This window comes from Plantibacter sp. VKM Ac-2880 (genome assembly GCF_015351235.1).
Taxonomy (GTDB): Bacteria; Actinomycetota; Actinomycetes; order Actinomycetales; family Microbacteriaceae; genus Plantibacter.
Map to the genome: position 1 here is coordinate 550,063 of NZ_JADKSJ010000002.1, position 12,466 is coordinate 562,528.

Genomic DNA, 12,466 nt, shown 5'->3' on the forward strand with positions numbered 1-12,466 from the left:
TGAATCAGTTCAGCATATCGCGCGGAGCTGTGTTATGTTTCGTTTGCTGAATCCGTTCAGCACTCCCATTCATGGCTCATCGTCCGCGCCCTGCGAACGGTCGGCCCCGATTTCGCAGGAGCAACAACGTGGTTGATCTGAGTCGCAGGGCGGCACTCGCCCTGCTCGGTCTCGGTCTGGCGGGCACGGCCATCTCCTGGCCGCGCCTCACCGGCGGAGACATCCCAGGCCGTGGCGACGACGCCCTCACCGTCGCCCTCTTCGGCACCGCCCAGGACGCCGCCGCCCGGCAGTCGCTCGTGGACGGCTTCCAGAAGCTGCACCCCGACATCCCGGTCCGGATCATCGCGATCCAGGGCCAGGACTGGGGCAACTTCTTCGCGAAGATCCTCACGATGGTCGCAGCGGGCACGCCGCCGGACATCGTGTCGGTGGCGACCGAGGGCACCCAGCTGTTCGCCGAGCGTCTCGCCCACCCGATCGACGAGTACGTGCAGCGCGACGCCGCCGAACTGCAGGAGTACTTCGACGATGTGAACCCCTCGCTCATCGAGTCGTTCATGTACAAGGGCAACCTCTTCCAGCTGCCCGACAACTTCAACGCCGCGAACATGTACTACAACACCTCGGCATTCGAGCGCGCTGGGCTCGAGCGTCCACGAGACGACTGGTCGGTCGACGACTTCTTCACCGTCGGCCGCACCATGCAGGCCAGCGCCCCCGGCTCGTTCCTGCCGTACTTCTGGAACAACCGGCTCTGGGGCGGCGTCGTGCCGTGGCTGTACATCAACGACACGAGCTTCCTCACCGAGGAGAAGGCACCCGGCGGCGACTGGATGTGGTCGCGGTTCTATCCGAATGAGACGCCGCGAGGTGGCGGGTACCTCTGGGAGCACGCCGACGCCCTGAGCGACCGGACGGTGGAGAGCTTCGAGGTCCTCGAGCGCATGGTCTCCGAAGGGATCGCCGCGAACCCCGCGCAGGGTGGCGGCAACGAGCTCGTCTCCCTCTTCTCCCGCGGATCGGTCGGCATGACGCCCGCCGGTGGGTTCTGGGTGAAGAGGCTCAACGACGCCGGCCTCGGGAACGACGAGTACGACGTGACCTACTTCCCGAAGATGCGTGGCCAGCGGCACCAGTTCGGTGCCGGCGGCTACGCGATGATGCGGACCTCCGAACGCAAGGACGAGGCGTGGGAGTGGATGAAGTACTGCATCTCCGTCGAGGGGATGTCGATCGCACATCAGCAGCCCGACTCCTCGCTCCCCCGCCGCTCCCTCAACACCGAGCTGTACGGCGGCGACATCGGACCGAAGCACTGGGAGGTCTTCTACGACACCCTCGACCGCTTCCCGACGACGGGCCCGATGCCCGCGCCACCCCAACAGGCCGCCGTCGAGTCGGCCCTCATCAAGAACGTGGTCGGCACGATCACCAATGGCCAGACCGGTGTCCGCCGGGGCCTCGAGACGATGCAGCGGGACCTCGAACTCGCACTGAAGGGACGATGATGGCACTGCAGTCACCGACGGCGACCCGCGCGCTGGTCGTCCCACCCGAAGCGAAGTCCGGCCGCCGACGTCCCGCCCCGCGCGGCAGCCGGTCGCTCGTCTGGGTGTTCCTCGCCCCGACGCTCATCGGACTCGGGCTCTTCAGCTTCGTCCCGATCATCGGCTCGTTCCTGCTGGCGTTCTTCCGCTGGGACATCATCTCGGCGCCCGAGTTCGTCGGCGTCGGCAACTTCGTCGACCTCGCCGCGAACCCCACCGTCCGCGTGTCGTTCCTCAACACGGTCGGCTTCGTCGTGGTCGCCGTGACGGTGCAACTCGCCGTCGCGCTCCTCCTCGCGATCCTCGTGCAGTCCCGCATGCCGGAGTGGGTCAGGACGTTCTTCCGCTCGGCGCTGTTCTTCCCGCTCGTCCTGTCGGCGGCGTCGGTGTCGCTCGTGATGTCGTACCTGTTCAACCAGGAGTTCGGTCTCGTGAACGAGTTCCTCGGCCTCTTCGGCGTCGGGGACATCGGCTGGTTGACGACCGGGTTCGGGGCGAAGATCGTCGTGCTGCTCGTCTATGTGTGGCAGAACTTCGGCTTCACCTTCCTGCTGTTCATCGGCGGGCTCGCGGCGATCCCCCGCGAGGTCTACGAGGCGTCGTCGCTCGACGGCGCGCACGGCTGGAGCCAGTTCCGGCACGTGACGCTGCCGCTCGTGAGCCCGACGATGCTCGTCGCGTCCGTGATGGCCATCATCAGCGCGCTGCAGATCTTCGACCAGCCGTACGTCCTCACCCGCGGCGGGCCGGGAGACGACACACGCACCGCCGTCATGGTGATCTACGAATCCGCGTTCCAACAGCTCGACTTCGGTCTCGCTGCAGCGATCGGCATCGTGCTGACGCTCCTGATCATGCTGGTCACCGCCGCGCAGTTCCGGCTCAGCAAGCGTTTCGTCTTCTACGGATGAGGTCCACGATGTCCACCGCAGTTATCGCCCCGAACCAGACGCGCCGCCGACTGGCCACGGCGGGGAAGTTCCTCGTCCTCATCATCGCCGCCTTCCTCACGCTCGCACCGGTCGTGTGGACGCTCGTCACGGCGCTCACCCCGGCGAACGTCGACACCGGGCAGACCGAGTTCGGCCCCGGCGCGTTCATCGACGTGTTCCAGAAGATCCCGATCCTGCTCTACACCTGGAACAGCGCGCTCGTGACCCTCCTCATCGCCGCCGGGCAGATGCTCAGTGCCGCCATGGCCGGCTACGTGTTCGCGCGCTTCGACTTCGGCGGGAAGCGCATCCTGTTCGGGCTCATCCTCGCCACGATGATGGTGCCGATGCAGGTGACGATCGTCCCGGTCTTCATGCTCATCCGCGGCATGGGACTGTCGGACACCCTGCTCGCGCTCATCATCCCGATGATCCCGACGGCGTTCGGCACCTTCCTCATGCGCCAGTACTTCATGGGACTGCCGCCGGAACTCGCCGAGGCGGCACAGATCGACGGTGCCGGACCGTGGAAGATCTTCTTCCGCATCTACCTGCCGTTGGCCGCACCCGGCCTCGCGATCGTCGGCATCCTCGCGTTCAACTACCACTGGAACGAGTTCTTCCGACCACTCATCCTCACGATCAGCGAGCAGAACTTCACCCTCCCGCTCGGGCTCGTGACCCTGCAGGGCAACCTCGGCACCGGGTCCGTCGCGACCGTGCTCGCCGGCGTCGTCCTGTCGATGATCCCCGCCGCCCTCGTCTTCGTCTTCGGACAGAAGCCGTTGCGCGAGGGACTCACCGCCGGCGTCAGCAAGTGACCGACGTCGACACCCGCACCGCGATCCGAACCACCTCGACCAGACCGATCTCCAACCGAAAGGGAGCCATGACCGGCCTCCAGTCCCAGCAGCACGCCGACCGCAGCTTCCCGCGGTTGCACCCGAGGCCCGCGGCCGGCTGGGTGAACGACCCCAACGGCATCATGTTCGTCGACGGACGCTGGCACGTCTTCTTCCAGTACAACCCGGGGTCCGCCCGGCACGAGGACATCCACTGGGGTCACACGAGCTCCGCGGACCTGCTGGCGTGGGAGGAACACCCGGTCGCCCTGCATCCCCGTCCCGGCACCACGGACGGCTTCGGGTGCTGGAGCGGCGTCGGCGTCATCGACGGCGGCCTGCCGGCGGTCGTCTACTCCGCCGCCCGCGACCGACACGGGCGCTCCGAGGTGGTCGTCGTGCACGGCTCGGCCGACGCCCGCGACTGGAGCGGTGAGCGGATCGTCGCCGCCGCCCTCCCCTCGGACGAGCGGGTGACGATGGTGCGGGACCCGTTCCTCTTCGAGCTGGGCGGACATCGCTGGGCGATCCAGGGCGCCGGCCGCTCCGACGTCGGCGGTGCGCTGCTGCTCTACGGCGCGGACGACCTCGACGCCTGGACGGAAGAGGGGTACCTGCTCGACGCCGAGGCGCCGGTGGTCTCGGACCTCGCGCCGTGCGAGGGCTGGGAGTGCCCGCAGCTGGTCCAGGTGGGCGAGGACTGGGTGCTGATCATGTCGCTGTGGTTGGACGGGCAGCCCCACCGCGGGGTCGCGTGGGCGCTCGGCTCGCTGACCATCGACGAGGGCACCAGCCGCCCGGTCTTCACCGCACGCCGCACCGGTCTCATCGACGAGGGGTCGAGTTTCTACGCGCCGCAGGCCGTGCAGTCCGACGGCTCCGACGGGCAGCCGGCGCGCGTGCTCCTCTGGGGGTGGGCGCAGGAGCTCGCACCGGCCGGCGTACCTGGCCGGTCCCAGGCGGACGCCGACGAGCACGGATGGTCCGGCATGCTGACCTTCCCCCGCGAACTCATCGTCCGCGACGACCAGGTCGAGCTCGTCCCGGCCAGGGAACTGACGGCGCTCCGGGCCGAGCCGGTCGAGGTGGCCGCGCTCCCCGACCAGTCCGAGGTCGTGCTGACGGGGACAGGGACCGCGGAACTCGTCCTCGGCGGCTCGGGCGAGCAGACCGTCTGGCAGGGCGAGCTCGCCACCGGCGAGGAGGTGCGGGTCCTCATCGACGCGTCGATCGTGGAGATCCACCGGATGGGCCACCCGGCCCTGACCTTCCGCGCCTACCCCTCGGACGGAGAGCACTATGCCCTGCGGCACGACGCGAGCGTGACGGCGGAGGCGTGGTCGTTGCGGGTCCCGACGCCGACCGCCTGATCCGCTGACGAGCTGATCGCCCGAGGGCCTGATCCACCGACGACCTGGCGCCGGGGCCGCGAACCATGCGCGGGCCCTCGGCGTCAAGGTCTCCCCCGGGTTCGCGCGGCAGCGTAGCGTCCCCGTATGACGACCGACACGCCACGACGCCTCACCCCGGACCTCGTCGAGCTGAGCCTCCGCCGGGCGAAGCGACCGAGATCCATCCTCGCCGGACCGTACGGACACCCGCTGCACGCCGTGGTGGTGACCGTGCCGATCGGGGCGTGGACGGCGAGCCTCGTCTTCGACCTGGCCACCCGCTTCGTCGCCAAGCCGGCCTCGTTCGCCCGCGGTGCGAGCTGGCTCGTGGGCATCGGCCTCGTCGGTGCCGCCGGTGCCGGGTCGCTCGGCCTCCTCGACCTCCGCACCATCGATCGCGGCACGCCCGCCCGGCGCATCGCCCTCACGCACCTCACCGCGAACGTCGCGGCGTCGTCCCTGTTCGCCGGGAGTCTCCTCGTGCGGTCGCGGTCGCGGCACCACCGGGCCGGGGTCGCGGGGGTGCTCCTGAGTCTCGTCGGCTACGGCCTCGTCGGCCTGTCCGGTGTGCTCGGCGGTGAGCTCACCTACCGCTATGGCGTCCGGGTGGCCGACGAGGACACTCAGCGCAGCGGCTTCGCGCAGACCGGGGAGGCGATCACGCCAACGGACGGCCGGTGATCAGGAAGCCCACCAGGACCGCACCGATCACGGTGATCGGATTGCAGACCGCTGACACGAGGGCGGCCGCCAGGTACTGCCAGCGGTGCTTTCGAAGCACTACCGGACGCCGGAGCAACACCACCACCGCGAGGCCGACCTGCACCAGACCGACCAGGAGCACGACCGGTGTCGGTGCGACGACGAACAGGGCACCGGCCGCCACGATGAGCGTCGGCGTGAGGACCCCGATCACGATGCGCTCGCGCCGGTAGGACCGCATCGGTCCGACGGTTGCCGTGATTGGAGTGTCGGCGGCGCCGACCCCGGGATCGGTGTCGAGGGCGGTGGGTGTCGCAGCGGCCGGTTGAGCACGCATGCGGGAGAGCACCGGCCGCAGCATCGAGACCCCTCCACCGGCGATCATGACGCACACGACGACGATCCCGAGCACCACCGGGCCGGTTCCGTCCCCCGTGCTGCCGACCTCCGCCGTGAGGTCGATCCCGCCGAAGAGCAACGTCCCGAGGCAGATCACCGCAGCGGCCGCTCCGCCGACGGCCAACACGGCGCCGGCGGCGAGCGTCAGGACCTCTCGCCACAGCGGGACGGACACGGTCGATCCGGTGATACCGCGTCTGCCCATGCGGCCACCCTACCGAGGCGGGTGACGCCTGATCACCACCGCAGTCGGCATGCAGCTTGCTCGGGTGAGCGAACGTCGGACCGGGGGTCGGGCCGACGTTCTGGGGGAACGATGCGCGGACGCACGACCATGCTCACGATCGGGGTGCTGGCGCTCGCGCTCACCGGATGCACCGCCCCGCTGCCGCCCGCACCCGACGCCACCCAGGCCGTCGACGAGACGGTGACCACCAGCGACAGCGTGTGCGGTATGAAGACGGTGGAGACCACGGACACCCTCACCGCCGCGCCGACGAACCAGTGGGAGCTCGTCGGAGCCATCGCCGTGACCGCCGAGAACAGCAACGGCGGCCCGTTCGTCGTCCGAGCCGGCGAACGGTACTGCTTTGCGCGCACGGCGTACGGAGCCCTGGCCGCCGCGGTCAACTACACCGCGTTCGCCTCCGAGACCGACCCGGAGGTGCTCGCCGGACTCGTCCCGATGCTCGTCGCCCCAGGGCCCGGGCGTGACGCTGCGCTCGCGACGCCCACCGCCCTCCCCAACGGTGCGCTCGGGTCACCCCAGGTCGCCGGCTTCGCGATCGACGCGTACGACGCCGACACGGCCATCGTCGACCTCGTCTGGGTCGACGCCGACCAGGGCGACGCGTTCGTCAGCTCCCCCGTCGCACTGCAGTGGGTCGAGGGTGACTGGAAGGTCGTCCTCGACGATCGGGCGCAGTCCCCACTCCCGGCGGCGGTCATCGACTCCCTCGACGGCTACCTACCCTGGTCGGACGACTCGCGCTGACCGCGCCGGCGGCCCGGGGTCTGCGCACGAGTCAGCGTGCCGGGGGCAGCAGACCCAGTCGTCGAGCGGTGGCCAGGGCGTCCTCGCGGGAGTCGACGTCGAGCTTCCGGTAGACGTTCCGGAAGTGGAACTTCACCGTGTTCGCGGACACGTACAGCTCCAGCGCAATGTCCTGGCGGCTGCTCCCCGCGGCCGACAGCAGGAGGATCCGGCGCTCGGTCGCGGTGAGCTCCACGAGGTGGGCGCGCTCGGGCGTCGGCTCGGGGCTCGACGCCAGCATGCGGTCGATCCGGGTGTGCGTCTCGTTGGGGGTCATCGTGCCGAGCAGCTGGCGGAGGGGCGTCCGGGGTGCGACCACGAACGGCGTGAGCATCCCCGTCCGTGCCGTGGTCGCGATCGCCTGCGTGAGGTGCCGCCGACCGTCCTCGTCGGACGCGTCGGCGAGCGCCGAGGCGATGAGCAGGTCGGTCTGCGCACCCGCGTCGATGTTCACCTCCGCGAGCCCGGCCGTGGCGAGTTCGCGGGCGAGCGGTTTGCGATCGGTGAGGAGCGCGAGCCTCGACGCGACGGCGGCCGTGTAGGCGTTCCGGTCGCGGTCGTCGAGGAGGGCGTTCGCCTCGGTCGGGCGCTCGAGGGCAAGCAGGAGGGAGGCCTCCACCGCGTCGAGGAGCCGTTCCGCGCCGGCCTGACGCAGGCTGCGACCGGCGAACACACGGGTGCGTTCGATGATCTGCAGCGCCGCCCGTCTGTCGCCCCAGAGGAGCGCGTACTGCGCCTGGGCGTAGGTGATGAACGGCGCCCAGGACCGCTCCCGGTTCACCTGCAGTTCGAGGGTCGCGAGGGCGGCCTGGGCGGCGGGTTGGTCCATGCGGGCGACCGCGATGAGCGCCCGGGCGATCGCCCCGGAGAGTCGGACGAGCGGCACCATCCACCCGTGGGCACCGTCACCCTCGTCGTGCCGCTCGAGCCACCGCTCCGCCTCGACGATCTCGCCACGCACGGCGTTGAGCAGGGCGAGCTTGCCGGAGGCGTCCGGCCCGTTCCGGCCGTCCCAGGACTCGTGACGGAGTTCATAGGCTTCACGCAGCACCAGGCTCGCCTCGTGGTGGTCACCGACGAGCAGCTTCGTGATCCCCACCTGCAGGAGCGCGGTGGGCACCCTGGGGACGAACTCGTTCGGCTGGTGCACGCGGGCCCGTCGGGCGAGCTCCTCCGTGATCCTGGCGTAGTGCAGCGCCTGCTGATGTCGGCCGTGCACCCGGTAGGCGATCATGAACGCCGTCGCCGCGCTCAGGCTGGTCCGTGCACGCTCGGAGCGGGCACGGTCGCGGAGGTCGTCCGGATGGGTCGGGAGGTCGACCCGGCCTGCCGAGTGGTCGAGTCCGTCCGTCTCGCCGCGGATGTTGAGTCGGATCTCGCGAACGGCGAACACGACCGGGTGGGCGGAGAGCATCCGCGCAGGGAGGGCGCGCAGCGCCCGGTCGAGCGCGGGCAGGTCGAGGGCGATGAGGATCCCCCACTCGTGCTCGATCACCGAGACGACGGTCTCCCAATCTTCGTCCTCGATGGCCGTCGCGAGGAGTCGGGTGACGGGGGCGACGTCTGCGGGGTGCAGGAACCCGGTCCCGAGGGAGGGAAAGTACCTATTCCGACCGATGTGCACGCGTCCACCCTAGGTGACCCTCACCTGTCGTGGAAGATCCGGGGCTGGATAGGGGGTGGTCTTTCCCCGATCCACCCCGAGAGCGGGCCGTCCACCGGTCTACTGATCGTCGGCCCCTCCTCTGGGGCCAGGTTTTCGGCGGGCGAACCGCCGCTTCACGGGGAGGCAACACACATGCAGCAGCACACGGCTCGAAGGCGCCATCGCGCGAGATGGCGGAACCGGTGGCAAGCACCGTCCGCCGGTCGCACCACCATGGGGATCATCGGGGTGACCCTCCTGTCGGCGCTCTCGCTCGTCGGGGTGGGGTCGAGCGCACAGGCGCTCCCCGGCACCCCCGGAACCGCACAGACCGGTTCGGTCGTCTACTCGGAGGACTTCGAGAGCGGCACCGTCTCCCCCACCTCCCTCCAGGACTACGTCGGTGCGGACGGCGCCCGGTACACCTCCGACCCCTCCTGGCGCGACCAGACGCAGTGCAACGGCACCATCACGAGCTTCGCCTCCTCCGCCGAGCCCCTCTGCCTCGCCGCGACCGCCTCGGGTGAGGGCCGCACGCGGCAGCTCGCCTGGGCCCTTGGTGGCGGCGACACCACCAACCACGCCGTCAGCGCATGGACGTCCACGCAGACGCTGACGATGAACCCGCCGAACGCGGTCGAGTTCGCGACGGTCGACCCGATCGCCCTCGTCAGCGCGAACCGCTACCTCACGACCTCGGTCGACCTCGCCGCCGTCTCCTGCAACGCCTCGCAGCAGCCGATCCTGGAGTTCTTCCTCGCCGACGACCAGGGCACCGATCACTCGGTCGGCGCGATCAACGGCTGCACCGCTCCCGGCTCCCGGTCGGTCACCGCTCCCGCGACCGGTGCAGCCGGGGCCGAGACCGTCCGCGTCGGCACCTACGTGTCGCCCGGGGCCGTCCTGCTCCCGGGAGCGACCGTCGGCATCGTCGCTCGGAACCTCACCGGTGGTGGCACCGCCGGCAATGACCACGCGTTCGACAACATCCAGGTGCTCGACGTCTCGCCGCAGCTCGACAAGTCCTTCAGCCCGGCCAGCGTCGTCGCCGGGGAGACTTCGACGCTGACGCTCACGGTCACGAACACCGACGAACTCGCTGCGAAGAACGGCTGGTCCTTCACGGACGCGCTGCCCGCCGGCCTGACCATCGCCGACGGAGACGCCTCGACCACCTGCCCCTCCGGCGTGGTCACCGCCCCCGAGGGCGGCACCTCGGTCGCCGTCACCGGGAACCTCAGCCAGGGCATGACGTCCTGTGCGATCACCGTCGAGGTCACCTCGCCGGTGGCAGGAACGTTCACGAACGGGCCCGACAACATCACGAGCGTGGGCCTCAACCCGCCAGCGGACGCCACGGTGGAGTTCGTGCCGCAGGCTCCCGCGATCACCGTCGTGAAGTCGGCGTCGCCGGTCGCGGCCGAGTACGCCGTCGGTGACGAGATCACCTACTCGTTCCTCGTCACGAACACGGGCAACGTCCCGCTCACCGACGTGCAGGTCGACGAGGGGGCGTTCACCGGAACCGGTGACCTCTCCGACGTCGTGTGCCCGGCCGGTGCTGCGACCCTCGCGCCGGCTGCCGCCATCACCTGTGAGGCGACGTACACGATGACGCAGGCCGACGTGGACGCCGGCACCGTCACCAACTCGGCCACCGCGACGGGCACGCCGCCGCAGGGTCAGCCGCCGGTGTCGCCGCCGTCCGAGGTCACCATCCCGGGCGTGGCGCAGGCCCCGGCGCTCACCGTCGTGAAGTCCGCGACGCCGACCACGGTCTCGACCGCCGGTGAGGACGTCACGTACTCGTTCCTCGTCACCAACACCGGCAACGTCACGCTCTCGAACGTGTCCGTCGTCGAGGGCGACTTCTCCGGCACCGGCGAGCTGTCCGACGTCGTCTGCCCGGCAGCGGCCGGGTCTCTCGCCCCGGCTGCGACGGTCACCTGTGAGGCCACCTACACGGTCACCCAGGCCGACGTCGATGCAGGCTCCGTGACGAACTCCGCCACCGCGACGGGCACCCCGCCCGGTGGTGGCACGCCCCCGGTCTCACCACCGTCGGAGACCACCGTCGAGTTCCCGGCAGCACCCGCCATCACGGTCGTGAAGTCGGCGACGCCGACCACGGTCTCGACCGCCGGCGAGGACGTCACGTACTCGTTCCTCGTCACCAACACCGGCAACGTCACGCTCTCGAACGTCGGCGTCGTCGAGGGTGCGTTCACCGGCACCGGCGCGCTGTCCGACGTCGTCTGCCCGGCAGGGGCCGCGTCCCTGGCTCCGGCTGCGACGGTCACCTGTGAGGCCACCTACACGGTCACCCAGGCCGACGTCGATGCAGGCTCCGTGACGAACTCCGCCACCGCCACCGGCACCCCGCCGGGCGGCGGCACGCCCCCGGTCTCACCACCGTCGGAGACCACCGTCGAGCTCCCGGCAGCACCCGCCATCACGGTCGTGAAGTCGGCCGACACCGCCGCCCAGGACCGCCTCACGGTGGGCCAGGTCGTCACGTACTCGTTCCTCGTCACCAACACCGGCAACGTCACGCTGACGAACCCGCGCGTGGTCGAGGGCGACTTCTCGGGCGCCGGCGAGCTGTCCGAGGTCGTCTGCCCGACGGACGCCGGCCCGCTGGTGCCCGGAGCGACCGTGACCTGTGAGGCGACGTACACCGTCGTGCAGGCCGACGTCGACGCCGGACAGGTCACGAACTCCGCGACCGCGACCGCGACGCCGCCGAGCAGCGTGACGGGCGTCCCGCCGGTCTCGCCGCCGTCCGAGGTGACGATCCCGTCCCCGCCCGTGCCCGGCCTCTCCGTCGTCAAGACGGCGGACGTCGAGCGCGCGACAGCGGTCGGTCAGGTCATCACCTACTCGTTCCAGGTGACGAACACCGGCAACGTCACGCTTCGTGACGTCGCCGTCTCCGAGAGCGACTTCACCGGGACCGGCACCCTGTCGGCGATCACCTGCCCCACGGGCACGGCGCTCCTCGCCCCCGGTCTCCAGATCGTGTGCACCGCCACGTACACGGTCACCCAGGCGGACCTGAACGCGGGATCCATCCGCAACACCGCGTTCGGCACCGGGACGACCCCGGGCGGCGAGCTGTTCACCTCGGACCCGTCGACGGTCACGGTGAGCACGCCGGGCCCCGTCCTCGCCTCGACGGGCGCGAACGTGGCACCGCTGGCGATCGGCGCGGCGGTGCTGCTGCTGCTCGGTGCCGGGCTGGTCGTCCGACGCCGCCTGCTCACCGGGCGCTGATCCGGAACTGATCAGGAGCTGATCGACACAGACGGGTCGGGCCTTCGGGCCCGGCCCGTCCGTGCGTGTGCGTGAGGGTCTCTCGCTCAGGCGCCGACGAGCTCGCGCTGCGCGGAGGCGATCCGCCCGTTCCGCGCGAGCTGACGCCGCACGTACCAACCGCCCTCGTAGCTCTGGTCGGGGAGCGCGGCGAGCGCCGCGAGTTCCTCACTGCCGAGACCGTCGCGCGCGGCTTCGCGGACGAGGTCGTAGCGGGTGGCCGGGTACTCCATCGTCGAGAGGAAGACGTCGAGGGCCGGGTTGGTGCTGATGTCGTCGGTGATCACGGTGGTCATGTCATGCCTTTCTGCGGTGAAGGGGTCAGGGTGCGGTCGCGCTGAGGACGATCGCGAGGGCGGGGACGGCGAGCAGGGCGGCCCAGCCGACGATGCAGGCGGCCGCGATGCCCACGAGCAGGATGTAGCCGCCGACCGCGGTGCCGAGGTCCCGGAGGATGCCGCGTCGCGGTGGCGGGGTGACGCGACGCATGGTGCGCGGCAGTGCGGTGAGGGCGGCCAGTGCCTGACGTGGGGCGTCTCGTCGGCCGTCGGTCATCACGGCGGGATCGGTGGTCATCTCCTGCTCCAAAGAATCTGTGTTGATCGCGACAGATTTTTTATACGACAGACATTCAGTGATCGCAAGTCGTCCCTGCAGGGG

Annotated in this window: 11 protein-coding genes; 7 read left to right on the top strand and 4 right to left on the bottom strand. The window is 70.2% G+C overall.

Translation table 11 applies throughout. The annotated features are described in order from the left end of the window. The first annotated feature begins 128 nt into the window (after positions 1-128). The 5 genes from ITJ57_RS14690 to ITJ57_RS14710 all read left to right on the top strand — a co-directional run bounded on the left by ITJ57_RS14690 (position 129) and on the right by ITJ57_RS14710 (position 5,396). Positions 129-1,511, top strand: a complete 1,383-nt coding sequence (locus tag ITJ57_RS14690; protein WP_194670817.1) for an extracellular solute-binding protein — start codon at positions 129-131, stop codon at positions 1,509-1,511. Further along, positions 1,511-2,461, top strand: coding sequence for a carbohydrate ABC transporter permease (locus tag ITJ57_RS14695; RefSeq protein ID WP_194670818.1), 951 nt, complete (start codon positions 1,511-1,513; stop codon positions 2,459-2,461). Before ITJ57_RS14690 ends, ITJ57_RS14695 begins: the two co-directional genes overlap by 1 nt. An 8-nt stretch (positions 2,462-2,469) precedes the next feature. Continuing rightward, the gene (locus ITJ57_RS14700; protein WP_082456107.1) at positions 2,470-3,303 is read left to right on the top strand and encodes a carbohydrate ABC transporter permease; all 834 of its coding nucleotides are present in this window, start codon (positions 2,470-2,472) and stop codon (positions 3,301-3,303) included. Positions 3,304-3,371: 68 nt separating this feature from the next. Continuing rightward, positions 3,372-4,694 carry a glycoside hydrolase family 32 protein gene (locus tag ITJ57_RS14705; RefSeq protein ID WP_194670819.1) on the top strand — a complete coding sequence of 441 codons (1,323 nt, stop codon included), beginning with the start codon at positions 3,372-3,374 and terminating at the stop codon, positions 4,692-4,694. A 126-nt stretch (positions 4,695-4,820) separates the two neighbouring features. Beyond that, positions 4,821-5,396, top strand: a complete 576-nt coding sequence (locus ITJ57_RS14710; protein WP_194670820.1) for a DUF2231 domain-containing protein — start codon at positions 4,821-4,823, stop codon at positions 5,394-5,396. Here ITJ57_RS14710 and ITJ57_RS14715 read toward each other — a convergent pair. Continuing rightward, complete coding sequence (locus ITJ57_RS14715; RefSeq protein WP_194670821.1) at positions 5,374-6,021, bottom strand: hypothetical protein; 648 nt, start codon at positions 6,019-6,021, stop codon at positions 5,374-5,376. The two genes, ITJ57_RS14710 and ITJ57_RS14715, sit on opposite strands and share 23 nt — an antisense overlap. Positions 6,022-6,132: 111 nt before the next feature. Here ITJ57_RS14715 and ITJ57_RS14720 point away from each other — a divergent pair, with 111 nt between their 5' ends. Next, positions 6,133-6,810, top strand: a complete 678-nt coding sequence (locus ITJ57_RS14720) for a hypothetical protein (RefSeq protein WP_194670822.1) — start codon at positions 6,133-6,135, stop codon at positions 6,808-6,810. 31 nt (positions 6,811-6,841) lie between these two features. Here the strand turns inward: ITJ57_RS14720 and ITJ57_RS19845 are convergent, their stop codons facing one another. Then, the gene (locus tag ITJ57_RS19845) at positions 6,842-8,473 is read right to left on the bottom strand and encodes a LuxR C-terminal-related transcriptional regulator (protein ID WP_194670823.1); all 1,632 of its coding nucleotides are present in this window, start codon (positions 8,471-8,473) and stop codon (positions 6,842-6,844) included. Positions 8,474-8,743: 270 nt separating this feature from the next. On the opposite strand from ITJ57_RS19845, the gene ITJ57_RS14730 reads away from it, so the two are divergent. After that, entirely contained in the window at positions 8,744-11,767 is a 3,024-nt protein-coding gene (locus ITJ57_RS14730; protein WP_194670824.1) for a DUF11 domain-containing protein, read from the top strand. An 86-nt stretch (positions 11,768-11,853) separates the two neighbouring features. Here the strand turns inward: ITJ57_RS14730 and ITJ57_RS14735 are convergent, their stop codons facing one another. Together ITJ57_RS14735 and ITJ57_RS14740 are read right to left on the bottom strand one after the other, a co-directional pair. Continuing rightward, positions 11,854-12,102: a DUF2795 domain-containing protein gene (locus ITJ57_RS14735; protein WP_194670825.1), complete on the bottom strand. Its 249-nt coding sequence runs from the start codon at positions 12,100-12,102 to the stop codon at positions 11,854-11,856. Between the two features lie 25 nt (positions 12,103-12,127). Next, positions 12,128-12,382 carry a hypothetical protein gene (locus ITJ57_RS14740; RefSeq protein ID WP_194670826.1) on the bottom strand — a complete coding sequence of 85 codons (255 nt, stop codon included), beginning with the start codon at positions 12,380-12,382 and terminating at the stop codon, positions 12,128-12,130. Positions 12,383-12,466 lie beyond the last annotated feature (84 nt).

What these genes read in the sequence shown, in the direction of transcription:
- ITJ57_RS14695 (WP_194670818.1), top strand. Translation starts at nt 1,511, where the DNA reads ATGGCACTGCAGTCACCGACGGCGACCCGCGCGCTGGTCGTCCCACCC.
- ITJ57_RS14700 (WP_082456107.1), top strand. Translation starts at nt 2,470, where the DNA reads ATGTCCACCGCAGTTATCGCCCCGAACCAGACGCGCCGCCGACTGGCC.
- ITJ57_RS14705 (WP_194670819.1), top strand. Translation starts at nt 3,372, where the DNA reads ATGACCGGCCTCCAGTCCCAGCAGCACGCCGACCGCAGCTTCCCGCGG.
- ITJ57_RS14710 (WP_194670820.1), top strand. Translation starts at nt 4,821, where the DNA reads ATGACGACCGACACGCCACGACGCCTCACCCCGGACCTCGTCGAGCTG.
- ITJ57_RS14715 (WP_194670821.1), bottom strand. Translation starts at nt 6,021, where the DNA reads ATGGGCAGACGCGGTATCACCGGATCGACCGTGTCCGTCCCGCTGTGG.
- ITJ57_RS14720 (WP_194670822.1), top strand. Translation starts at nt 6,133, where the DNA reads ATGCGCGGACGCACGACCATGCTCACGATCGGGGTGCTGGCGCTCGCG.
- ITJ57_RS14735 (WP_194670825.1), bottom strand. Translation starts at nt 12,102, where the DNA reads ATGACCACCGTGATCACCGACGACATCAGCACCAACCCGGCCCTCGAC.
- ITJ57_RS14740 (WP_194670826.1), bottom strand. Translation starts at nt 12,382, where the DNA reads ATGACCACCGATCCCGCCGTGATGACCGACGGCCGACGAGACGCCCCA.